The following is a 22,816-nucleotide window of genomic DNA, read 5'->3' on the forward strand; positions in this document are numbered from 1 at the left end:
GGACGATGCGTCGCGCCCGCCGGCGTGTCGTCCACCGGCATAAGTTCGGCTAACCTAACTTCGTAGAAGGTGCCGCAGCGGCGCGGTCGGGACGAGGGAGGGATGCGTGTCGAACACGTTGGTCGAGCGCAACCGCGAGCTCGCGGAGCGTTCCCACGGCCCCGTCCGGCGCATCGTCACCCTGCTGGGGCCCGCGTTCGTCGCGGCCGTCGCGTACGTGGACCCCGGCAACGTGGCGGCGAACCTCACGGCGGGTGCCGAGTACGGCTACCTGCTCGTGTGGGTGCTGGTCGTGTCGAACCTCATGGCGGTGCTCATCCAGTACACGTCGGCCAAGCTCGGCCTGGTGACGGGCCACTCGATGCCCGAGCTGCTGCGCAAGCGGCTCGGCCGGCGGGGACGCCTCGCGTACTGGGCGCAGGCCGAGCTCGTCGCGGCGATGACGGACCTCGCGGAGGTGATCGGCGGGGCGCTCGCGCTGTACCTGCTGTTCGACATCCCGCTCGTGCTCGGGGGGCTCATCGTGGGGCTCGTGTCGCTCGGGCTGCTCGCCGTCCAGTCGCGCCGCGGCCAGCGTCACTTCGAGTTCGTCATCATGGGGCTGCTCACGGTGATCTCCGTCGGGTTCGTGGCGGGGCTGTTCGTGTCCGACATGGACTGGGGCGGCGCTGCCGGCGGCCTGGTGCCGCGCTTCGACGGGGCGCCGACGGTGCTGCTCGCGGCGTCGATGCTCGGCGCGACCGTGATGCCGCACGTCATCTACCTCCACAGCTCGCTCTCGCGAGACCGGCACGGCGTGGGCCACGACCAGCCTCGTCTGCGTCGCCTGCTCCACGCGACCAAGTGGGACGTCGCCGTGTCGCTCGTGATCGCGGGATCGGTCAACATCGCGATGCTGCTGCTCGCCGCGGCGAGCCTGCGCGGCGTGGGCGGGACGGACTCGATCGAGGGCGCGCACGCCGCGATCGAGAACGCGCTCGGACCGATGATCGCGGCCGCCTTCGCCGTGGGCCTGCTGGCCTCGGGGCTCGCCTCCACGTCGGTCGGCTGCTACGCCGGCGCCGCGATCATGGGCGGCCTGCTGCATCGTCGCATCCCGGTGTGGGTGCGCCGGTCCGTGACGCTGGTACCGGCGCTCGTGCTGCTCGGCGCGGGTGCGAACCCCACGTGGGCGCTCGTCATCTCGCAGGTGGTCCTGAGCCTGGGGATCCCGTTCGCGGTGATCCCGCTGGTGCGGCTGACCTCGGACCGCTCGCTCATGGGCGAGCACGTCAACTCGCGGGCCACGCAGACCGTCGCGTGGACCGTGGTCGGCCTCATCGTGGCGCTCAACGCGGCGCTGCTGGTGCTGACGGCGTCAGGGCAGGTGTAGCGCCGGTTCCGGGGGTGGTGCGGGCCGTCACTAGAATCGCCCCATGACCTTGCCGATCCGCCCCGACCTGGCCGGGCTCGAGCCCTACGGCGCTCCCCAGCTCGAGGTCGCCGCGCGCCTCAACGTCAACGAGAACCCGTACTCGCCGCCGAACGGCGTGGTCGACGCGATCGCGGCCGCGGTGCACAAGGCCGCCGAGGGTCTCAACCGCTACCCGGACCGCGACTTCCTGGGCCTGCGCCAGGACCTTGCCGACTACCTCCGCACCGAGAGCCACGTCGACTTCCTCGAGGCGCGCCACATCTGGGCCGCCAACGGCTCGAACGAGGTCATGCTCCACCTCCACCAGGCCTTCGGCGGGCCCGGCCGCAAGGTGATGAGCTTCGCGCCCACCTACTCGATGTACCCCGAGTACGCGCGCGACACCATCACGGACTTCGTCACCCTTCCTCGCCGCGAGGACTTCACGCTCGACATCGAGGCCGCGACCGCCGCCATCCGCGAGGCGCAGCCCGTCATGGTGATCGTCGCGAGCCCCAACAACCCCACCGGCACCGCGCTGCCGCTGTCCCAGGTCGAGGCGCTTCTGGCCGCGGCGGACGACGTCCCGGGCGGATGCATCGTCGTCGTCGACGAGGCGTACGCCGAGTTCCGCCGTCGCGGCGTGCCCAGCGCGGCGACGCTGATCCCGGAGCACCCGCACCTCGCGGTGAGCCGCACCATGTCGAAGGCGTTCGCGCTCGCGGGCGGCCGCGTGGGCTACCTCGCGGCGCACGAGGCGATCATCGACGCCCTGCGCGTGGTCCGGCTGCCGTACCACCTCAGCGCCGTCACCCAGGCGACGGCCCGCGCCGCGCTCGCGCATCACCGCGAGCTCCAGGCGCAGGTCGACGAGATCCGCGCCGAGCGCGACGAGACCGTGGCGTGGCTGCGCGCGCAGGGGTTCACGGTGGCCGACACGGACGCGAACTTCGCGCTGTTCGGTCCCTTCGAGGATCGTGAGAGGGTATTCGAGGGCCTGCTGGAGCGCGGCGTGCTGATCCGCGTCACGGGCCCCGAGGGTTGGTTGCGCGTGTCGATCGGCACGCCGCAGGAGATGGCGCTCTTCCGCAGCGCCCTGCTGGAGGTCACCGCATGAGCGAGTCCCAGGTCCGCACGGGACGTACCGGGCGCATCGAGCGCACCACGAGCGAGTCGAGCGTCCTGGTCGAGCTCGACCTCGACGGCTCGGGCCGCACCGAGATCAGCACGGGCGTGCCGTTCTACGACCACATGCTCACCGCGCTCGGCAAGCACTCGCTCATGGACCTCCGCGTGCAGGCGACCGGCGACGTGCACATCGACTCGCACCACACCGTCGAGGACGTCGCGATCTGCATCGGCGAGGCGCTGCGCCAGGCGCTCGGCGACAAGGCCGGGATCTCGCGCTTCGGCGACGCCCTGGTGCCCCTGGACGAGGCGCTGGCGCAGTGCGTCGTGGACGTGTCCGGGCGCCCGTACTTCGTGCACACCGGCGAGCCCGTCGGCCAGGCGACGCACCTCATCGGTGGCAACTTCGCCGGCTCGCTCACGGGTCACGCCCTCGAGTCGATCGCGCACCACGCCGGCATCTGCGTGCACATGCGCGTGCTTGCGGGCCGCGACCCCCACCACATCGTCGAGGCGCAGTTCAAGGCGCTCGCACGCGCGCTGCGGTTCGCGGTCGCGAAGGACGAGCGCGTCACCGGCATCCCGTCCACCAAGGGAGCGCTGTGACGGCTGAGCAGGGCCGGTCCGTCCCGGACGCGACCGGGGAGGTCGCCGTCGTCATGACGCCGATTCCCCGCGCGCGCTTCGTCGCGGCGCTCTGCGGCCTGCACAAGGTGCGGGGCACGGTGCTCGAGACCAGCGGCGGGCCCATCGTGGTGTTGGACGATGCATCGGAGGACGCCGCCGTGCAGTCCGTCCGCGCGCTGTCCGGCTTCCTCAAGGGCGCCCCGTTCCTGCTGGCGCTCGCCCGCGACGGCCAGGTCCAGATGCAGGAGTGGCGCGGCGGCTCGCTGACGGGCCGTCCGGCACCGGGGATCGCGCTCGCCGACTCGCCCGGCGTGGTGACCACCCTGCTGTCGGGGACGCAGTCCATCGACCAGGTCGCGGAGACGCACCGGGACAAGATCCACTCGACGTCGATGAGCCGGTTCGCGGCGTACCGCGCGCTGCTCAAGGAGACCAAGCAGCTCAAGAAGGAGAGCGGCGCATGACCACACCCCTCGTCTGCGTCTTCGACTACGGCTTCGGCAACGTCCGTTCCGCCACGCGCGCGCTCGAGCACGTGGGCGCGCGAGTGATGCTGACCGCGGACCGCGCCGTCGCGGAGAACGCCGACGGCCTGGTGGTCCCCGGCGTCGGCGCGTTCGAGGCCGTGATGAACGGGCTCAAGGCGGCGCGCGGCGACCAGATCGTGGGACGTCGCCTGTCCGGCGGCCGCCCCGTGCTCGGGATCTGCGTGGGCCTCCAGGTGATGTTCGAGCGCGGCGTCGAGCACGGCAACGAGACCGAGGGTCTCGACCAGTGGCCCGGCACGGTCGAGCTCCTGCAGACGTCCGTGGTGCCCAACATGGGCTGGGCGCACGTCGAGGCGCCCGCGGGCTCCACGCTCTTCGCGGGCGTCGAGGGCGAGCGCTTCTACTTCGTGCACTCGTACGGGGCTCGCGAGTTCCCGCTCGGGACCACCGAGGACACGGGCCGATTCGCCGCGCCGCTGGTGACGTGGTCCACCGCCGGCGAGGGGGACGACTCCGACCGCTTCGTGGCCGCGGTCGAGAACGGGCCGCTCATGGCGACGCAGTTCCACCCCGAGAAGTCGGGCGAGGCCGGCCTCCACCTCCTGCGCAACTGGGTCGGGACGCTGTAGCTCCGGGCCGCGCGCGCGGGTGCGGAACGGTAGCCTGGAGCCCGCCGCATCGGCCCCCATCACAAGGTTGTCCCACGAAAGCGAGACCATGACCGCGACCCCCCGCCTCGAGCTCCTGCCCGCCGTCGACGTCGCGGACGGCCAGGCCGTCCGCCTCACGCAGGGCGAGGCCGGCTCGGAGACCAGCTACGGCGACCCGCTGTCCGCGGCTCTCGACTGGGTGAACGGCGGCGCGGAGTGGATCCACCTGGTCGACCTCGACGCGGCCTTCGGTCGCGGCTCGAACGCCGAGCTGCTCGCGTCCGTGGTCAAGGCCGTCGACGTCAAGGTCGAGATGAGCGGCGGCATCCGTGACGACGAGTCGCTCGAGCGTGCGCTCGCGACCGGCTGCGCCCGCGTGAACCTCGGCACCGCGGCGCTCGAGGACCCCGAGTGGACGGCCCGCGCGATCGACCGTCACGGCGACCGCATCGCGGTGGGCCTCGACGTGCGCGGCACCACGCTGGCCGGACGGGGCTGGACGCGCGACGGCGGCGACCTGTGGGAGGTGCTCGCGCGCCTCGACGCCGCCGGTTGCGCGCGCTACGTGGTGACCGACGTCAAGAAGGACGGGATGCTCTCGGGGCCGAACCTCGAGCTGCTCCAGCAGGTGTGCGAGGCCACCGACGCCCCGGTGGTCGCGTCGGGCGGCATCAGCTCGCTCGAGGACATCGCGGCGCTCCGGACGCTGACCGGCGCAGGCATCGAGGGCGCGATCGTGGGCAAGGCGCTCTACAACGGCAACTTCACGCTCCCCGAGGCTCTCGACGTCGCCGGACGACCCTGACCCCAACGATCGAGACCCGCGGAGCGTCCACCCCTCATGAGAACCCTGGTCATCGTCGCCGCCGCCGCCGTGCTGCTCGCGGGATGCGCGTCCGCCCAGGACGATGCCCCGGGCGGCTCCGCGAGCCCGGTCGCGACCCCCGCGTGCCCCGAGACGATCGAGGTCTCCAGGGGTGCGTACGAACCGGCGGCCGCGGCTCCCGAGATCGGCGCCTTCGATTCCGCCTGGCTCTGCACGTACGGCTACCTCGAGGACTGGGAGCTCCTGGAGGGGCCCGTCGTGATCGAGGACCTCGCCGCGGTGCGCGAGATCGTCGACGGCCTGGAGCCGGCCGACGTGTCGCTTCCCTGCACCATGGAGCTCGGTCCCGAGCTGGTGCTCACCCTCGCGGACGGGGAGGACCTCACGAGCCTCGTCATCGACACCTACGGCTGCCGATGGGTGCAGGTGGAGGGCGAGGAAGGGCTCCTGTCCGGCAGCGACACGCTGCTGGCCGACCTGGACGCGCTCGTCACGGGCTGACGCGTCCGCGGGTGGCCCTACGCTGGGACCTATGAGCGACGACGAGCCCCGCAAGGAGATCCCGGAGTCGATCTTCGCGGACGACGACGGCAGCGCCGACGCGCGGCTCGCCCAGGCGCTGATCCGGCACTCGCACGGGAAGGCGCCCCTGACGGACGTGGTCGACGCGCTCGCCTATGCGCGCGTGCTCATCCCCGTGGTGGCGTCGGGGGAGAAGCGCGTGGTCGGCAAGCACGGCCTCGAGCAGGACGAGGTCGCCTCCACCGGCGTGGTCGCCGTCGAGATGCCGGACGGTCGCAGCGCGCTGCCGGTCTTCACGGATGTGGACGCGGTCAAGGCATGGAGCGCGACCGCCCGGCCCATCCCCGCCGAGGGCCCGCGCGCCGCGCTCGCCGCGGCCGCCGAGGGCTGGAGCGCGCTCGTGGTGAACCCCGGGATGGAGACCATCCTCATCCCTCGCCCCGCCGTGTGGGCGCTGGGCCAGGGTGAGCCCTGGCGGCCCGCGGTGGTCGACGGCAGCGTCGTCGCCGAGGTCCGCGAGGCGATCACCGAGGCGGTCGAGCTCGACGACTCGCTCGCAGCGGTCGAGGCGGTGCCCGGCCGCGGCGCGGAGGTGGCGATCGTGCTGCGCCTGGTGCAGGGGCTCACGCGTCCCGAGGTCGACCAGATCCTCGAGCGCGTCCAGGGCCAGCTCGCGCGGTCGAGCGTCGTGGCGCAACGCGTCGACAGCCTCGAGCTCAAGCTCATGCAGGCGTAGCGCGGCTCAACAGGACGGATCGACCTCGGTGCGCGGCGCATCGTCCGCGAGGAACGCCGCGAGCCGCGGCAAGGTCACCGCGCCGGCGACCTCGTCGAGGTCCGAGGAGAACAGGACTCCCACGACGTCGCCCGCGGCATCGGTCACGGGCGACCCCGAGTTGCCTTCCTCGGCGTGCATCCGCAGGGAGTAGATGGGTGCGCCGTCCGGGTCGAGCTGGTTCTCGCGGCGGTCGATGAACGTGCCCTCGAGCGTCGCGAGCGGGCCCCCGAGGGCGAAGCCGGTGGCGACGACCTCGTCGCCGGGCTCCGGCTCGTCGTCCGCGAGCACGCCCGCCTCGGGGAACTCGCCTTCGATCGTGATGAGGCCGAGGTCGTCCGTCCGTGAGAACTCGGCGACGGTGCCCACGTACTCGCGCCCCTGGTAGTCCGTGAGCTCGATGACGGTGGCGCCCTCGATCACGTGCCTGTTGGTGACGGCGTGGGTCGCGTCGAGCATCCACGCGCTGCCGTTGCGGTACGCGTCGCAGGTGCGCGCCCACACGCGCAGCGCGATGCGCTCGGCATGCGTGAAGCCGTCCCCGGGGGACGATGCGGGGGTCGCCGTGGCGACAGCTGGCGTCGCGTACGGGCCGGGGGAGAGGACGGGGCCGAGCGGCGTGCATGCCCCGAGGGCGAGCACCGCGGCGCAGGCCGCCGCGACGCCGGCGACGTGGCCCCGTCGGTCACCCATGCGAGTCCTGGAAGGCCTCGAAGGCCTGCTCGACCTCGGCGCAGTACTCGACGATCGACTGCTCCGAGGCCTCGATGCTCGAGGCGACGTAGCGCTCGCGGTGGCGCAGCACCTCGAAGTGCTCGGCCTGGGCATCCACGCAGTGCTGGTACGCGGCGACGATGTCCTCGAGCTCCGTCACGAGCTCGGTGCCGCGGGCGCCCTGGTTGACCGCGGACGAGTAGTCCTCCTTGAGCGCCACGAGCTGCTGCTCGACGGTCTCGAGCTCCGCGATACGCGTGTGCGCGTCGGTGAGCTCCGCGGTGAGCGCGTCGACCCGTTCACGCAGCTCGGCGTTCTGCCCCTCCCAGTGGTGGCGTGCGGTCGCGAGCAGCGCGAGAGGCACGGCGAGGGCGACCACGAGCAGGCATGCGGCGACCAGCGCGATCGCGAGCCCGCGCCTGCTTGGCGCGGGCGCGGGGTCCGCAGGCGCGACGCCGGAGCCGGGCTCCGCGGCGGGAGGCTGAGCCTCCGTCACGGGGTGGCCTGGTACTGGTTCGGCGCGCAGCTGGCCTCGGGCACGAAGAGCGACTCCTCGCTCAGCAGCGTGTTGAGGGTCGAGATGGGGACGATGAAGCTCTGGTTCGAGTAGTTCTTGGCGTAGATGACGCCCACCACGCGGCCGTCCTCGTCGAGCACGGGCGATCCCGAGGAGCCCGGCTCGACGCTCGCGCTCGACGCGAGCACGGTGCCGACCGCGACGCCCTTGGGGTCGGTGGTCGGGCCGAGCACCACGCCCGCGGTCGAGGTCAGTCGACCGCCGTTGGGGTAGCCGACCACGGTGATGACGTCGCCCTCCACGGGGTCCTCCTGGGCGCGGCGCGCATGCGCGGTGCCCAGCGACTCCTCGGTGGTGACGATCGCGATGTCGGCCACCGTGGTGGTGGTGGCCGCGGTCGCCGCGATCGAGCGGCCGTCGTAGGTGGTGACGGTGATGCGCTTCGCGTCCTCGACCACGTGACGGTTGGTGACGAGCGTGTGGGAGTCGAGCGCGAAGCCGGTGCCCGTGGCGATGAAGCCGCATCCGACGTTGCGCACGCGGACCGTCATGCGCTGCGCGGCGGTGAAGCCGTCGGGGGACAGGGCTCCCGTGCCGTCCCCGGGGGAGGCGGAGGGCTCGGGGATGAAGTCGTCCGGGAGAGCCGCGGGCTCGACGGGCAGCGCGGCGCACGCGGTGACCGTGAGCATGACCGCGGCCGCGCTCGCGAGGGCGCCCCACGTGCGGCGGGCGCGGCGGGTGCGGCTCACGGCGCCACCGACTGCTGGAACGCGACGTTCGCGTCGGCCGCCGCCTCGCACAGCGCGTCGACGCTGGTGGCGAAGCTCTCGAGCTCGCTCGGCTTGTAGTCGTCGGGGCTGCGCAGGTAGTCCGCGAGCTGCTCGTGGCCCTCGATGCAGCGGCTGAGCGAGCTGGCGACGGAGGTGGCGTCCCCGATTACGTCCTCGAGCGCCGTAATCTCCTCCTGCGCGAACGCGGCATCGTCGCCCCACTGCGCGTTCTCGGCCTGAAGGCGGCTCACCGTGTCCTTCGAGGTCGCGAGCTGCTGGGTCACCAGGTCGAGCTGCTCCTGGGTGGCCGCCAGCTCCTCGCGCTCGGCCGCCACCTGATCGCCGAGCTCGTAGCCCTTGGCGGTCATCTCGGCGACCTGGGCCTCCCACGCGTCGGACACGCGCCACAGGTAGGCGATGAGGGTCACCGACGCGAGCAGCAGGACGGACATGATCGCCACCGTCACGACGAGCGCGGCAGGGCGGGAACGATGCACGATCACGCGCGGCTCGTCGGCCGGCTCCTCGTCGGGATCGCCGATCACGGGGTCCGCGGCATCGTCCTCGCCGTACGGGTGCGCGGCGTCGATCGTGTCGGCGGCCACCACGGGGATCTCGTCGGTGTCGACGCGGTCGCCTGGTGCCGGGTCGCCCCCGACGGGGGTGAAGGGGGAGCGGCGGCTCGGGACCATGACCGACTCGCGCGCGGGCGCGTCGGCCCCCCGCGTGTCGGCGTCGTGCCGGCTCTGCTCCCCAAGTGTCACTACGTGACCGCCCCCGTGTACTTCTCCCCGGGCCCGTCTCCGGGCCGGTCCGGGATGGCCGAGGCCTCCCGGAATGCCAACTGTACGCTCCGCAGTCCGTCCCTCAGCACCCGTGCATGGGTGTCCCCAAGGTCCGGTGCGGCGGCGGTGACGAGTCCGGCGAGCGCGTTGATGATCGTGCGCGCCTCGTCGAGGTCCATGAGGTCCTCGCCCTCCTCCGCCAGGCCGCACCGGAGCGCGGCCGCACTGAGAAGATGAACGCTCACCGTCGTGATAAGTTCCACGGCGCCCACATCCGCGAGGTCGCGCGCGGCGTCGCCGGGACCCTCCGTGGGCACGCCGGGACCTGCTTCCTGGTCTTTCTGGCTCATGGTTGCTATTCTTGTCCATCGACCGGTTGCGGCATGTGCTGCAACACGCAAGTGGAGTCCACTCCCACCCGAGGACCATAGGGGGCCTGGGTATCGGTTCCGGTGAACGGCGCATCGTGCGCTCGGGCATCGTTGCTGTGGTGGCCTCTGCTCGCATTCGGGCAGGGGCCTTTCCTCGTTTCCGGGGTGGGGACCTGGCCGTCGATCCACAGAAGCAACGAGAAGGAGCCGCTATCAACGAGCCGCGCATCAACGAGCGCATCCGTGTCCCCGAGGTCCGCCTGGTCGGTCCGAAGGGCGAGCAGGTCGGCATCGTCCGTATCGAGGATGCCCTCCGTCTGGCGCAGGACGCCGAGCTCGACCTGGTCGAGGTGGCGCCCAACTCGCGTCCTCCCGTCGTCAAGCTCATGGACTACGGCAAGTTCAAGTACGAGGCGGCCGTCAAGGCTCGTGAGGCCCGGCGCAACCAGGCCAACACCGAGATCAAGGAGATGCGGTTCCGCCTCAAGATCGACGAGCACGACTACGAGACCAAGAAGGGCCACGTCGTCCGCTTCCTCAAGGGTGGCGACAAGGTCAAGGTCACGATCATGTTCCGCGGTCGTGAGCAGTCCCGTCCTGAGATGGGCCGTCGCCTGCTGATGAAGCTGGCGGAGGAGCTCCAGGAGTTCGGCGTGGTCGAGAACGCGCCGAGCCACGAGGGTCGCAACATGTCGCTGGTCCTGGGTCCGCTGAAGAAGAAGGCGGAGGCCAAGGAGGAGCAGCGCAAGGTGCGTGAGGAGCGCAAGGCCGCCGAGGCCGCCGCGCGCGAGGAGCGCAAGGCGCCCAAGGCTGGAGAGGTGGCCGACGAGGTCGCCACGGAGGTCGAGGAGTCGGCCGCCACGGAGGTCGAGGAGTCGACCGCCGAGTAGTCGTCGCAAGACGCCACAGGCTTCGGGCGCTCGCCGCCCGTGAAACGTGCTGGGATCCCACCGGAGCCCAGCCAGACCTAGAAGGAGAGGCAGCAATGCCCAAGAACAAGACCCACTCGGGTGCCAAGAAGCGCTTCAAGCTCACCGGCACCGGCAAGGTGAAGCACGCCTCGGCGATGAACGTCCACAAGTTCGAGGAGAAGCACTCGTCGCGCAAGCGCCGTGTCGCGCAGGACCAGATCCTGTCCGACGCCGACTCGAAGAAGATCAAGAAGCTGCTGGGCAAGTAAGCCCGTACTGAAAGCCCAAGGAGACTAAAAATGGCACGCGTCAAGCGGGCGGTCAACGCCCAGAAGAAGCGCCGGACTACCCTCGAGCGCGCTGCGGGTTACCGCGGCCAGCGTTCGCGCCTCTACCGGAAGGCGAAGGAGCAGGTCACCCACTCCCTCGTCTACTCGTACAACGACCGCCGCAAGCGCAAGGGCGACTTCCGCAAGCTGTGGATCCAGCGCATCAACGCTGCGGCCCGCGCGAACGGCATGACCTACAACCGCTTCATCCAGGGCCTCAAGGCTGCTGGTGTCGAGGTGGACCGCCGCATGCTCGCCGAGCTCGCGGTGAACGACGAGGCCGCTTTCGCGACGCTCGTCGAGACGGCCAAGAAGGCCCTTCCGGCCGACGTCAACGCGCCCGCCGCGTAAGGCACCGTCTCCATGACAGGACGCCCCGCCGGGCCTGCAGACCTCTCCGTCACGCTTTCGAACCCGAAGGCGGAGCGGGTGAAGAGAGTCGCGGCCCTGGCGGGGCGTTCTGCGCGTTCCCGGGCCGGCGTCCTGCTGGTCGAGGGGCCGCAGGGCGTCCGTGAGGCCGTGCGGTTCGCCGCCGACCGCGTGCAGGACGTCTACCTCTCGCCCGACGCGTCGCTGCGCTACCCCGAGATCGCGCAGGAGGCTCTCGCGGCGGGCCTCTACGTGCACCTGGGCACCGATGAGGTCCTCGACGCCATGAGCGCCGATGCGCAACGGGTGGTCGCCGTGGTGGCGAGCACCGGCACCTCGCTCGACGACGTGGTCGCCGCCGCTCCGCGCCTGGTCGCGGTGCTCTCGAACGTGCGGGACCCCGGCAACGCCGGCACCGTGATCCGCGTCGCCGATGCCGCGGGCGCCGATGCGGTGATCCTGGCGGGGGAGTCGGTGGACCCCACCAACCCCAAGGTCATCCGGTCCACCGCGGGCAGCCTGTTCCACCTTCCGATCGCGCGCGCGCCGCTCGCCGACGCGGTCGAGGCGCTGCACCAGGCCGGGCTGACGGTGCTCGCCGCCGACGGTTCCGGCGAGGACCTCCTGGGCGACCCCTCCGCGGGCGCCGGTGCCGGCGGCTCCGAGGCGCTCGCCGGTCCTACCGCGTGGGTCTTCGGCAACGAGGCCTGGGGCCTGCGCCCCGAGGAGATCGCGCTCGCCGACGCCGTGGTGCGGATCCCCATCCATGGCCGCGCGGAGAGCCTCAACCTCGGGACCGCCGCCGCCGTGTGCCTGTACGCCTCCGCGACCGCCCAGCGGGCCTGAGGCACACGGGGCAGGGAACGGCTCGCACCGACACACCGGTGTGAGACTTCTCATCCGGGCCCCCCATTTCCTACGTTCCTCGCGCGCGTGCCGATAGGCGATCCGTGAGGAGACTGTCGCGACGCATGAGAGCCCGGGCGCGCTCGCGCTCCCTGGTCGCTCTCGGCGTGGTGATCGCCGCGTTCGTCGGTCAGCTGGTGGTGGGGATCCAGACCTCCCTCGCGATGGCGAACTCCGCGTCCGACGCCGCGAGCGACACCTATGCGTACGTGGGAGACCTCCTGACCGCGCGCGTCGCGCAGGTGCGCGACTCCGCCGAGGACCTCGCCGAGACCACGGCGGCCGCCGTCGAGCTCGTGGGCTCGTCCGCCGAGCCGGGCGAGCTGACGTCGCTGCTGCTCGACAGGGTCCAGCGTGCGACGGGTGTGAGAGCGATGATGGTCGTCCTTGCGGACGGGCGCTCCTACGCGGTCGGGCAGACCGACGACGGATTCGTGGTCCGCCGGTTCCTCGACGACGGCGAGGGCGGTCTCCAGGGGCAGCACGTGTTCCTCGACCACTCGGGTGCGCGGACCTCTGTCCCGCCCCGCAACGTCGCATTCGATGATGCGCGTACGCACGAGTGGTACCGGACGGCGGTCGCGAGCGACGGCACCGCCTGGGTCTCCACCGACCTGCCCGCGGTGCTCACCGGGACGGGGGACGGCGCGGACGGTGCGGCCGTCGTCGCGCGCACCACGAGCCGCAGGACGGCGGCACTGGTGCAGTTCGACATCGACGCGCTCGCGACGATGCTCGGCGAGGTGCCGATCGGCGATCAGGCGCGCGCCTATGTGCTCGGGCGCGACGGCGAGGTGCTCGCCGCCTCGACCCACGCCCGCGTCGCGTTGCACCTGCAGGAGGAGCGGCTGGGGCGCCCCGTGACCGCGCGCGACCTGGGGCTGTCGATGCTCGCGATCAACACGGTCCCGACGGGCGACGCCGTCGTGCGCGCGGCCGACGGGAAGGTGACCTTCGAGCAGGTGATCCAGGAGGGGGACGACGCCCCCTGGGTGCTCGTGGTCGAGGCGCGCGCGGACTCGCTGGTGCCGGCGGTCTCCCGCACCGCGGGCGTGGTCCTGAGGGTCGTCACCGCCGCGCTGCTGCTCGGCCTGGGGGCGGTGCTCGCGTTCCGCTGGCTCGGTGCGGACATGGGCAGGCTTCGCCACGAGGCGTCGCACGACGCCCTGACGGGGCTGACCGACCGCAAGGGGCATGCGGCGAGCGTCGCGGCGCTCACCGGGTCGCGCGCCGATGCGCGGGGCGTCCTGGTGATCGCCTTCGACCTCGACGGCTTCAAGCAGCTCAACGACACGCACGGTCATGCCGCGGGCGATGCCGCGCTCGTCGCGGCTGCGCGGGCGTTGCGCGCCGCGGTCCGCGAGGACGACGTCGTCTCTCGGATGGGCGGCGACGAGTTCGTGTGCGTCATGCTGGTCGACGAGCCGGAGCGCGCGTGGGCGCGCGTGGAGCGGGTCCGCGTGGCGGTCGTCGCGGGGCTCGACGCCGCGCGGGAGGTGCCCATGAGCATCGGCGTGACGGCCGGGTTCGCGGTGGACCCGGACGGCGAGATCCCGCTCGACGACCTGCACCGTGCCGCCGACGCGGCGCTCGTGCGCGGGAAGGCGCGCGGCAAGGGTCGGACCTATGCGGCACCGTCGCTCGCCGCCGCGGGGGTCTGAGCCGTCCCGGTCCTGAGCCGTCCCGGTCCCGAGCCGGGCCGGTCGTGAACCGGTGGAGCGCCGCATCGTCCGCGGATCCTTGCACGGCGCCGTGCGGGACCCTTGCCGGAAGGTCCTAGATCCGGACCGGGATGCCGGCCGATGGGGCGACCGTGACCGACCGGATCGATCTGCTGCTCGCGAGGCTCGCGGCGCGCCCGCGCCTGTCGAGGCGTCGCCTCGTGTCGCGCTCGGTGATCGCGATCGTCCTGATCGTGGCCGCGGTGGGCGGGCAGCTGCTCGTGGGGCTCGGCGCGAGCCTGGTGGTCTCGCGGATCGCCGCGGCAGCGGAGGGCGACACGTACGCGTACGTGGGCGACGTCATGACGGCGCGGATCCAGGCCGCGCGCGACACCGCGGTGGACCTGGCCGAGACGACCGCGTCCGCGGTCGACCTGCTCGGTGCGTCCGCGTCGGACCGGGAGATCGGCCTGCTCCTCCTCGAGCGTGTGCAGCATGCCGACGGCGTGAGCGCGATGGCGGTCGCGCTCGCGGACGGACGGTCGTGCACCGTGGTGGAGCTCGATGACGGCTACCTGGTCCGCGGCTTCTTCGCCGACGACGACGGCGAGCTGAGAGGCATCATGGTCGCGCACGACCGCGACGGGCGCGAGCTGCCCGGCACGATGCACGCCGAGGTGGCCGACGACGTCCGGGGCCGCGCGTGGTACGCCGCGGCGGTCGCCTCCTCGGAGGCCGTGTGGGTGGAGCCGGACCTGTCGCCGACGGTGACCGACGCGCGCGGCGGCTCGGGGGATGGCGCCGCGGTCGTGGCGCGGACGGAGAACGGCCGCACGGTCGTGCTCGTCGAGCTCGACGCGGACTGGATGGCCGCGACGCTCGCGCAGGTGCCGCTCGAGGCCCCCGCGACGGTGTTCCTGCTCCGAGATGACGGCACCGTGCTCGCGGGATCGCCGCATGCGCGCGTCCGCATGCGGCTCGCCGGCGCGCGGCTCGACCGCGAGCTCACGGCCGAGGACCTGGGCCTCTCGGGGCTGCCGCTCGAGGCCGTCGCAGCAGGCCGCGACGCGGTGACCGCGGTGGACGAACGCGTGGTCTTTCAGCGAGCGCTCGGCGGAGCCGATGCCGCGCCGTGGATCCTGTGGGTCGAGGCGCGGCCCGATGCCCTCGCACCCGGGATCTCGCAGACCACGGGGCTGGTGCTACGGATCGTCGCCGCGGCGGCGGTCGTCGCGGCTGCCGCCGGCGTCGCCGTGCACTGGCTCCGCCAGGACATGGGACGGCTCAGCGCCGAGGCGCGGCTCGATCCGCTCACCGGCCTCACCAACAGGAATGCCCATGAGCGCGCCGCGAAGGCGCTGCTGCGTGCCGCACGCCGGTCGGGTCGGACCGCCGTGGTGGTCGCGATGGACCTCGACGGGTTCAAGGCTCTCAACGACACCTACGGTCACGCCGCCGGGGACGCGGCGCTCGTCGCGACCGCGCGGGCGTTGCGCGGTGCGGTGCGCACCGATGACGTGGTCTCGCGGCTGGGCGGGGACGAGTTCGTGTGCGCGCTTGTCATCGGCACGCCCGGGTCCGCCGCCGCCACCGCCGAGCGGCTGCGGGAGGCGATCATCGCGGGGGTCGAGGACGATCCGTCCGTGCCCATGGCCGTCGGCGTCACGGCCGGCTGCGCCGTCGCCGCCGCCTGCGGGCACGATCTGGCCCGCACGCAGGAGGCCGCCGATCAGGCCCTGATCGCGGGCAAGGCGAGAGGCAAGGGGCGGGCCTACAGCGCATAGCGACGTCTGTGGCGCACGCCACACCCCGATCCCCGAACATCGGCACCGCGGCGGTCGATGGGTCGGTCATGAGCAGAGTCCTCCGTCGCGGCCGCGTCGCGCCCGCGCGCGGGGTCGTCGCCGGGATCGTGCTCGCGGTCACGGTGGTCGTCATGCTCATGGCCACGTCGATCCTCAACGCGGTGGTCGCCTCGCGCACGGTCGATGCCGCGACCGAGGACATGTACGAGTACGTCGGCGATCTCATGGCCGAGCGCGTCGCGGGCGTGGCCGACTCGGTCGCGGACGTGGTGGTGGGCACCGCCAACGATATCGAGCGCGAGGGGAGCCTGCCCGAGACGGGCGTGCTCCTGCGCATCATGGCCGACCAGCTCGACGACGAGCCCGCGGTGGGCTCGATGTTCGTGGCGGACGAGTCGGGATACGTCTTCCTCCTGGCCCGGCTCGGCGACGGCTACGCGTCGCTCCGTGTCGACCCGCTCGAGGACGGCGGCTCCTACGTGGTGCGCACCGAGTACAACCGCGACCTGGTGCAGCTGAGCACCGAGGGGGACCGCGACGACTACGACGTCACCCAGCGCTCCTGGTACCAGACGGGTCTCGGAGCCTCGGACGTCGAGTGGTCGGAGCCCTATGTGTCGGTGCGGACCGGCGAGATCGCGGTCTCGCCGGTGACGTCCGCGATCGCGGGCGACGAGGTCGTCGCGGTCGTGGGCGCGGACCTCGACGTCGACCTGGTCGGCGACGTGCTCGAGGACATCCCCGCCGGCGGTGACGCGCGCGCGTTCATCCTCGCCTCGGACGGCAGCATCATCGCGGCGCCGACGGGGGCCCGCGAGGACCTTCGCCGTGCCGTCGACGCGCGCATGACTATCCCGAGCGCGGAGGACATCGGGCTGGCGGAGGGTGAGATGGTGCCCCAGGGCGCGCCCGACGGCGCGGCCTCGCCTCCGGTGCCTGACGGTGAGCCCACCATGCCTCCGGACCCTGAAGGCGCGGGCACCACGGACCACGTGGTGGTCGAGCGTGCCATGGATCCCGACACCGGCATCGACTGGGTGCTCCACCTCGACGCGGATCCGGCCGATCTCGCGCCGTCCGTCGCGAGCATGCAGCGGGTGACGGCGTGGGCGACGACCGTGTCGATGGTGCTCGTGGTCGTGGCGGTGATCGTCGCGCTGCGCCTGTGGCGCCCGATCTCGACGATGCGTCAGCGCTCCGAGATCGACGCCGTCACCGGCCTGTCGAACAGGTACGACTTCCAGCGCCGTGGCCGCGCCGCCCTCCGATCGATGCGGCGCGTGCGCGAGGACGCGCTGATGATCGCCTTGGACCTCGACGACTTCAAGTGCGTCAACGACGAGCACGGGCACGATGCGGGCGACCAGGTGCTGCGCGTGATCGGCGACGCCCTGCGCGACTCGGTGCGATCCCACGACGTCGCGGCGCGGGTGGGTGGCGACGAGTTCGTGGTCCTCATCGCGCTCGGCGAGGGCGCCGAGCCTGTCGATGTCGCGCGCCGTCTGCGCGACGACGTCGAGTCGGCGGTCAAGCGCTCGAGCATCGCGGGCTCCCGTGTGGGCGTCACCGCGGGCTTCGCGATCGGCTCGGAGATCGGGTTCGACCTGCGGCACCTGCACACCGCGGCGGACCGCGCACTGGTGGCCGGCAAGCGCGTGCGCAAGGGGCGGACCTATACGCAGGGCGGCCCCGTCCCGGCGGAAGCGGCGCTCGTCGACACGGAGCGGCCCTCCTCGGCTGGTAGTGTCCCCCGGGACTGAGGAGGCCCGATGGACAACACACGACCGCTCGACATCCCCGGAGCTCGGGGCAAGCTGGAGGTCGAAGGCGTCCTGGGGCTCACCTACAAGATCCGCATCGACGGCGAGGTCGTCAAGCGCAAGGGTGGACGCTGGGCGATCCCGCTGCGCAACGGGAAGATCGCGAAGCTGACGTCCAACGGCATCCTGCCCGGCTTCCAGACCCTCTACCTCGACGGCGAGCCGATCTTCAAGATGGGCGCCCACGTGTCCACCGCGGCCAAGGTGACGATGTTCACGCCGCTGATCCTGCTGCCGTTCGTGCCGATCGGCTCGATGATCGCGGTCCTCATGATCTTCACCAACATCCTGCTCGTGAAGAACACGCAGATCCCCGCCTTCCTTCGCACGGTCTACCCGGCGATCGTCGCGGTGCTCATGGCGGCGCTGCTCACCTGGATGTTCGGGCTACCCTGGTAGCACGATGCGCATCACCCGCCTGTTTACCTAGGCCCGGAGAGAACCTCCGGGCCTGACACGCGCGCCCGGACGCCCCAGGTGAGGACCGCATCGTCCCCCGCCGGCCCGCCCGTGCGCCCCGCTAGACTTCGACCGGTTGTTTTCGAGGCTGTGAAGGGCCATCCATGTCTGAACTCTCCCCGCTCGACGCTGCGGGCGTGTCCGCCGCCGTCGACGCTGCACTGGCGGCCTTCGAGGCCGCCGCCGATCTTGACGAGCTCAAGGAGGCGCGGCTCGCCCACACCGGCGACAAGGCGCCGCTGACGCTCGCGAACCGGCTCATCGGCGGGCTCGAGCCCGCGGACAAGGCCGCCGCCGGCAAGGCGATGGGTGGCGCTCGCGCCGCCATGGGCCGCGCGCTCGCCGCACGCACCGCGGAGCTCGAGGCCGAGCGCGACGCGCGCGTGCTGGTCGAGGAGGCCGTCGACGTGACGCTGCCGTCCTCGCGTGCTCTTGTCGGGGCGCGGCATCCCATCGAGACGATGCAGGAGCGCATGTGCGACCTGTTCGTGTCGATGGGCTGGGAGGTCGCCGAGGGGCCCGAGATGGAGGCGGAGTGGTTCAACTTCGACGCCCTCAACTTCGACCCGGACCACCCGGCGCGCGAGATGCAGGACACGTTCTTCATCGACCCGCCGTCCTCCGGGCTGTTGATGCGCACCCACACCTCGCCGGTGCAGGTGCGTGCTGCTTTGGAGAGGCGCGACTCGCTCGAGGAGGGGCGCGGCATCTACGTCGTGTGCCCGGGCAAGACGTTCCGCACCGATGAGCTCGACGCGACCCACACGCCCGTGTTCCACCAGATCGAGGGCCTCGCGATCGACAAGGGCCTCACGATGGCGCACCTCAAGGGCACGCTCGACCACTTCGCGCGGGCGCTCTTCGGGCCGGAGGCGATCACGCGCCTGCGCCCGGCGTTCTTCCCGTTCACCGAGCCCAGCGCGGAGATGGACCTCCGCTGCTTCGTGTGCGGTGGCGCCGATGCGGCGTGCCGCACGTGCCGCGGCACCGGCTGGATCGAGTGGGGCGGCTGCGGCATGACGCACCCCAACGTGCTCCGCGCCGCAGGCATCGACCCGGAGAAGTACACGGCCTTCGCGTTCGGCATGGGGATCGAGCGCACCCTGATGTTCCGCCACAACGTCACCGACATGCGCGACATGGTCGAGGGCGATGTGCGCTTCTCTCAGCAGTTCGGGATGGAGATCTGATGCCCAAGATTCCGCTTTCATGGCTCGCGGAGTCGGTTGCTCTCGACGGCGCCTCGCCCGAGGACATCGCGACCTCGCTCGCGAAGGTCGGGCTCGAGGAGGAGGGGATCCACGGCTCGGGAGTCGAGGGTCCGCTCGTGGTCGGGCGCGTCATGTCGTTGGTCAAGGAGGAGCAGTCCAACGGCAAGACGATCAACTACTGCCGCGTGGACGTCGGATCCTTCAACGACCCTGAGGGGCCGGGGCACAAGCCCGACAACAAGGTCGACTACCCGCCGTCGAAGGGCTTCGTCTGCGGTGCGCACAACTTCGTCGAGGGCGACTGGGTCGTCGTGGTGCTGCCCGGCGCGACGCTGCCCGGCCCGTTCCCGATCTCGGGACGGAAGACGTACGGCCACTGGTCGGACGGCATGATCTGCTCGTCGCGCGAGCTGGGCCTCGGCGACGACCACTCCGGCATCATCGTGCTGACGGAGATGGGGTTCTCCGCTGATGACCTGACGCCGGGGCAGGACGCGATCGCGCTGCTCGGTCTCGACGAGAAGACCATCGAGATCAACGTGACGCCCGACCGCGGCTACTCGTTCTCGATCCGCGGCGTGGCGCGCGAGTACTCGCACGCGACCGGCGCATCGTTCACCGATCCTGCTTCGCTTTCGGTGACGGGCGCCGCCGGCGACGGCTTCCCCGTCCTCATCGAGGACCACGCGCCCGTGCGCGGCAACGTGGGCTGCGACCGGTTCGTCGCGCGCATCGTGCGCGGCTTCGACCCCGCCGCCGCGTCGCCGGGCTGGATGAAGCAGCGCCTCGAGGGCGCCGGGATGCGCTCGATCTCGCTCGCGGTGGACGTCACCAACTACGTCATGCTCGAGCTCGGTCAGCCGCTGCACGCGTACGACCTCGGCACGCTCACCGCGCCCATCGTGGTGCGTCGTGCCGTCCCGGCCGAGGAGATCGAGACGCTCGACGGCACGGAGCGCGTGCTCCATGGCGAGGACCTGCTCATCACCGACTCGCTCGGTGGGCACGGCGCCCGTCCGATCGGTATTGCCGGCGTCATGGGCGGCGCGCTGACCGAGGTGTCCGCGTCGACCACGGACGTGCTCCTCGAGGCCGCGCACTTCGACCCGATCACCATCGCGCGCACGGCGCGGCGGCACAAGCTGGGTTCGGAGGCCTCGCGCCGCTTCGAGCGCGCGGTCGACACGTCTCTGCCTCCCGTTGCCGTGCAGCGTGCCGCCAACCTCCTGGCGGAGCTCGGCGGGGGAGCGATCGAGGACGTCTACACCGACGTGAACGACGTGCCCGCCGTCGAGGCCATCGAGATGGATGTGGACTACCCGTCGCGCATCGTGGGCGTGGAGTACTCGGTTGCCCAGGTGATGGACTCGCTTACTCAGGTGGGGTGCCAGGTCGAGCGCGACGGCGAGGTGCTCATCGTGACGCCGCCGACGTGGCGTGCCGACCTCGAGTCGCCCATCAACCTGGTCGAGGAGGTCGCGCGTCTGCAGGGCTTCGACGCGCTGCCGTCCGTGCTTCCCGTCGCGCCTCCGGGACGCGGCTACACGCACTCGCAGATCGTGCGGAAGTCGGTGGCACGGACCCTGGCCGAGGCCGGGCTGACGCAGGTGCTCACGTACCCGTTCATCTCCGAGCAGCGGCTCGACGACTGCCTGCTGCCGTCCGATGACGTCCGTCGCGACGTGATCCGCCTGGCGAACCCGATCTCCGCCGAGCAGCCGCTGCTGCGCACGGCGATCTTCGAGACGCTGGTGGATGCCGTGCGTGTGAACCTGGGTCGCGGCGCGCAGGACGTGGCGCTGTACGAGACCGGGCGTGCGTACCTCGGCCGTCTAGTCGGGGCCATCCCCGCGACCTACTCCGGCACCTCGATCACGCCGGATGACGTCGAAGCGCTGAACGAGGCGATTCCCGGCCAGGTGCGCCGCGTGGCGGGCGTCATGGCCGGCAACAAGGTCGCCGCGGGCTGGGACGGCCACGCGACGCCGTGGAAGTGGACCGACGCCCTCGCGATGGTCGAGAAGGTCGAGCGCGCCTGCGGCGTGGTGCTCGAGATCTCGTCTGAGGTGGGGGAGCGCCAGTCGGCGGCGCCGTTCCACCCGGGTCGCGTGGCGATCTACCGCCTCGACGGTGAGATCGTGGGTGCCGCGGGCGAGCTTCACCCCAAGGTGTGCGAGAACCTGGGTCTGCCGGCGCGGACCGTGGCGTTCGAGCTGCTGCTCGACCCGCTGATCGAGGAGTCGGACGGCGTGCTGATGACGGCGTCGCCCGTTTCTGGGCAGGTGCTGGCGAAGGAGGACTTCGCCTTCGTGGTTCCGTCCGCCGTTGCGGCCGGGGACCTTGTCTCCGCTGTCATCGAGGCCGGCGACGGCCTGGTCGAGGACGCGCGCGTCTTCGACGTCTACACGGGCGAGCAGATCGGTTCCGGTCTGAAGTCTTTGGCCGTGAACGTCAAGATGCGCGACGCGGACCACACTCTCTCCGCGGATGAGGTGCTGTCGGTGCGCGAGGCGATCATCGCGGCCGCTTCGGAGAAGTTCGGGGCCTTGCTGCGGTAGTTCCGTCTGATTGGACGATGCGGCGGCAGGCGGGGGAGACCCCGCCGGCCGCCGCTTGTTCGTTGGGTGGGAAGCTTGAGCGACGGGGACGTCCAAGGGCGTCCCCGTGTGTCCGGTGCCGCTGGCAGCCCTCTGGCGAGCGTCGCACTGCGGGAGTGATGTCCCCAGGCCGGGAAGCGGCGGCGTTTTCCACATCTACCAGGGTGGATATCTGGGGGTGGGTGTCAGACCCGGGTGGTTGGGTGGTGTCATGACCTTCCCGGTAGAGGTGATCGACGCGGCGCGTGAGGCGCTTGCGCCGTTCGAGGACCGTGACCTGGGGGCGCTGTCGGAGGCCGAGCTGGCGGCCGTGCTGGAGGTGGCGGCGCGGTTCGCACGGGTGGCGGCGCTGCCGCATGCGGCGGTGGCTGCCGAGGTCGCCCGCCGGTCCGACAGCGCGAAGGGTGGGGGAATGGCGCGCAAGCACGGGCATAGGAACGCGCATCAGATGGTCGCGCAGGGTCAGGGCGGCACGGGTGGTCAGGCCCGGGATGCGATCGAGGCCGGCACGCTGCTGGCCAACGCGGACGATGGCGACGGTCAGGGTTGGTCGGCAGTGGCGGCCGCGGTGCTCGCCGGAGAGGTGTCGACGGCGCAGGCCCGCCTGATCGTGGAGACCCTGGACCAGTGCGCCGGCGCCGGCGAGGCGCTAGCCGAGAGGCTCGTCGCGTCCGCGCGACGGCTCTCGCTCGCAGATTTGCGGAAGGCGTGCACGGACGTGGTCGCCCGCTGGGATGTCGACCGGTGGCAGGAGCGTCAGGACCGTCAACGCCGCGAGAGGTTCCTCAACGTCACCGAGAGCGCCGACGGGATGGTGAACCTCAACGGCCGGCTCGATGCCGCGTCGGGTGCGGTGGTGAAGACCTGGCTGGATGCGCAGGTCTCGGCGGGGTTCGCCAAGCGCCGCGACGAAGGCCTCGGTCCCGCCGATCCGGGTGAGGCCGGACGGATGCGCGTCGACGCGCTGGTGGATCTCGCCCGTCACGGGATGCGGTGCACCGAGCCCGGCTCCGGGGTATCCACCACGGTGGTGGTGCGTATCGACGAGCAGGCGCTGCGCACCGGCGTCGGGCTCGGCTCCTGCGACGCGATCGGCGTGCCCCTCGGCCCCGGCGATGTCCGCCGCCTCGCCGTCGACATGCAGATCCTGCCCGTCGTCCTCGGCACCGGCTCCCAAGCCTT

24 protein-coding genes are annotated in these 22,816 nt (G+C 71.7%); 19 read left to right on the forward strand and 5 right to left on the reverse strand.

Annotated features, from left to right (window positions below; all coding sequences use genetic code 11):
• Positions 1-106: 106 nt before the first annotated feature.
• The 8 genes from AOM06_RS01205 (at position 107) to AOM06_RS01240 (ending at position 6,370) form a co-directional block, all read left to right on the forward strand.
• A complete protein-coding gene (locus tag AOM06_RS01205) occupies positions 107-1,372 on the forward strand; it encodes an Nramp family divalent metal transporter (protein ID WP_082105201.1) in 1,266 nt (421 codons plus the stop codon).
• 43 nt (positions 1,373-1,415) lie between these two features.
• The gene (locus tag AOM06_RS01210; protein ID WP_062301438.1) at positions 1,416-2,510 is read left to right on the forward strand and encodes a histidinol-phosphate transaminase; all 1,095 of its coding nucleotides are present in this window, start codon (positions 1,416-1,418) and stop codon (positions 2,508-2,510) included.
• A complete protein-coding gene (gene hisB / locus AOM06_RS01215; protein ID WP_062301441.1) occupies positions 2,507-3,127 on the forward strand; it encodes an imidazoleglycerol-phosphate dehydratase HisB in 621 nt (206 codons plus the stop codon). The genes AOM06_RS01210 and hisB overlap by 4 nt, the downstream gene beginning before the upstream one ends.
• On the forward strand, positions 3,124-3,612 hold the full coding sequence (locus AOM06_RS01220) for a hypothetical protein (RefSeq protein ID WP_062301444.1): 489 nt from the start codon (positions 3,124-3,126) through the stop codon (positions 3,610-3,612). The genes hisB and AOM06_RS01220 overlap by 4 nt, the downstream gene beginning before the upstream one ends.
• Positions 3,609-4,265 carry an imidazole glycerol phosphate synthase subunit HisH gene (gene hisH / locus AOM06_RS01225; protein WP_062301446.1) on the forward strand — a complete coding sequence of 219 codons (657 nt, stop codon included), beginning with the start codon at positions 3,609-3,611 and terminating at the stop codon, positions 4,263-4,265. The genes AOM06_RS01220 and hisH overlap by 4 nt, the downstream gene beginning before the upstream one ends.
• An 88-nt stretch (positions 4,266-4,353) precedes the next feature.
• Complete coding sequence (priA, locus tag AOM06_RS01230) at positions 4,354-5,091, forward strand: bifunctional 1-(5-phosphoribosyl)-5-((5-phosphoribosylamino)methylideneamino)imidazole-4-carboxamide isomerase/phosphoribosylanthranilate isomerase PriA (protein ID WP_062301449.1); 738 nt, start codon at positions 4,354-4,356, stop codon at positions 5,089-5,091.
• Positions 5,092-5,127: 36 nt separating this feature from the next.
• Entirely contained in the window at positions 5,128-5,613 is a 486-nt protein-coding gene (locus tag AOM06_RS01235; protein ID WP_062301452.1) for a hypothetical protein, read from the forward strand.
• 31 nt (positions 5,614-5,644) lie between these two features.
• Positions 5,645-6,370: an SseB family protein gene (locus AOM06_RS01240; RefSeq protein WP_062301454.1), complete on the forward strand. Its 726-nt coding sequence runs from the start codon at positions 5,645-5,647 to the stop codon at positions 6,368-6,370.
• Positions 6,371-6,376: 6 nt separating this feature from the next.
• Here AOM06_RS01240 and AOM06_RS01245 read toward each other — a convergent pair whose 3' ends face one another.
• From AOM06_RS01245 to AOM06_RS01265, 5 genes are read right to left on the reverse strand one after another with little or no spacing between them, the layout of a single operon-like run.
• Positions 6,377-7,102 (reverse strand): S1 family peptidase, encoded by a 726-nt coding sequence (locus tag AOM06_RS01245; protein ID WP_062301456.1) that lies wholly within the window; start codon positions 7,100-7,102, stop codon positions 6,377-6,379.
• The gene (locus AOM06_RS14890) at positions 7,095-7,619 is read right to left on the reverse strand and encodes a hypothetical protein (protein ID WP_062301459.1); all 525 of its coding nucleotides are present in this window, start codon (positions 7,617-7,619) and stop codon (positions 7,095-7,097) included. The genes AOM06_RS01245 and AOM06_RS14890 overlap by 8 nt, the downstream gene beginning before the upstream one ends.
• The gene (locus AOM06_RS01255; RefSeq protein ID WP_228372807.1) at positions 7,616-8,389 is read right to left on the reverse strand and encodes a S1 family peptidase; all 774 of its coding nucleotides are present in this window, start codon (positions 8,387-8,389) and stop codon (positions 7,616-7,618) included. Before AOM06_RS01255 ends, AOM06_RS14890 begins: the two co-directional genes overlap by 4 nt.
• A complete protein-coding gene (locus tag AOM06_RS01260) occupies positions 8,386-9,174 on the reverse strand; it encodes a hypothetical protein (protein ID WP_062301460.1) in 789 nt (262 codons plus the stop codon). Before AOM06_RS01260 ends, AOM06_RS01255 begins: the two co-directional genes overlap by 4 nt.
• On the reverse strand, positions 9,174-9,545 hold the full coding sequence (locus AOM06_RS01265; protein ID WP_062301463.1) for a DUF1844 domain-containing protein: 372 nt from the start codon (positions 9,543-9,545) through the stop codon (positions 9,174-9,176). Before AOM06_RS01265 ends, AOM06_RS01260 begins: the two co-directional genes overlap by 1 nt.
• 233 nt (positions 9,546-9,778) lie before the next feature.
• Between AOM06_RS01265 and infC the strand changes: the two genes are divergently transcribed.
• From infC to AOM06_RS01320, 11 genes are all read left to right on the forward strand, one after another.
• Positions 9,779-10,456 carry a translation initiation factor IF-3 gene (infC, locus tag AOM06_RS01270; protein WP_156163530.1) on the forward strand — a complete coding sequence of 226 codons (678 nt, stop codon included), beginning with the start codon at positions 9,779-9,781 and terminating at the stop codon, positions 10,454-10,456.
• Between the two features lie 95 nt (positions 10,457-10,551).
• Entirely contained in the window at positions 10,552-10,746 is a 195-nt protein-coding gene (rpmI, locus tag AOM06_RS01275) for a 50S ribosomal protein L35 (RefSeq protein ID WP_062294442.1), read from the forward strand.
• A gap of 30 nt (positions 10,747-10,776) precedes the next feature.
• Entirely contained in the window at positions 10,777-11,157 is a 381-nt protein-coding gene (gene rplT, locus AOM06_RS01280; protein ID WP_062301466.1) for a 50S ribosomal protein L20, read from the forward strand.
• A 12-nt stretch (positions 11,158-11,169) separates the two neighbouring features.
• Entirely contained in the window at positions 11,170-12,021 is an 852-nt protein-coding gene (locus tag AOM06_RS01285; protein ID WP_062301468.1) for a TrmH family RNA methyltransferase, read from the forward strand.
• Between the two features lie 125 nt (positions 12,022-12,146).
• Positions 12,147-13,742, forward strand: a complete 1,596-nt coding sequence (locus AOM06_RS15015) for a diguanylate cyclase (RefSeq protein ID WP_062301471.1) — start codon at positions 12,147-12,149, stop codon at positions 13,740-13,742.
• Positions 13,743-13,894: 152 nt separating this feature from the next.
• Positions 13,895-15,526 carry a GGDEF domain-containing protein gene (locus tag AOM06_RS01295; protein WP_156163524.1) on the forward strand — a complete coding sequence of 544 codons (1,632 nt, stop codon included), beginning with the start codon at positions 13,895-13,897 and terminating at the stop codon, positions 15,524-15,526.
• A 68-nt stretch (positions 15,527-15,594) separates the two neighbouring features.
• Entirely contained in the window at positions 15,595-17,307 is a 1,713-nt protein-coding gene (locus AOM06_RS01300) for a diguanylate cyclase (RefSeq protein WP_062301476.1), read from the forward strand.
• A 9-nt stretch (positions 17,308-17,316) separates the two neighbouring features.
• Positions 17,317-17,766, forward strand: coding sequence for a hypothetical protein (locus tag AOM06_RS01305; protein ID WP_062301479.1), 450 nt, complete (start codon positions 17,317-17,319; stop codon positions 17,764-17,766).
• A gap of 164 nt (positions 17,767-17,930) precedes the next feature.
• On the forward strand, positions 17,931-19,016 hold the full coding sequence (gene pheS, locus AOM06_RS01310; RefSeq protein WP_062301482.1) for a phenylalanine--tRNA ligase subunit alpha: 1,086 nt from the start codon (positions 17,931-17,933) through the stop codon (positions 19,014-19,016).
• The gene (pheT, locus tag AOM06_RS01315; protein WP_062301485.1) at positions 19,016-21,595 is read left to right on the forward strand and encodes a phenylalanine--tRNA ligase subunit beta; all 2,580 of its coding nucleotides are present in this window, start codon (positions 19,016-19,018) and stop codon (positions 21,593-21,595) included. The genes pheS and pheT overlap by 1 nt, the downstream gene beginning before the upstream one ends.
• 250 nt (positions 21,596-21,845) lie before the next feature.
• Positions 21,846-22,816: DUF222 domain-containing protein (locus AOM06_RS01320; RefSeq protein ID WP_062301487.1), on the forward strand; the 971-nt coding region annotated here is incomplete at its 3' end.

Origin of the sequence: Demequina subtropica (assembly GCF_000971235.1) — a bacterium.
Lineage (GTDB): Bacteria > Actinomycetota > Actinomycetes > Actinomycetales > Demequinaceae > Demequina > Demequina subtropica.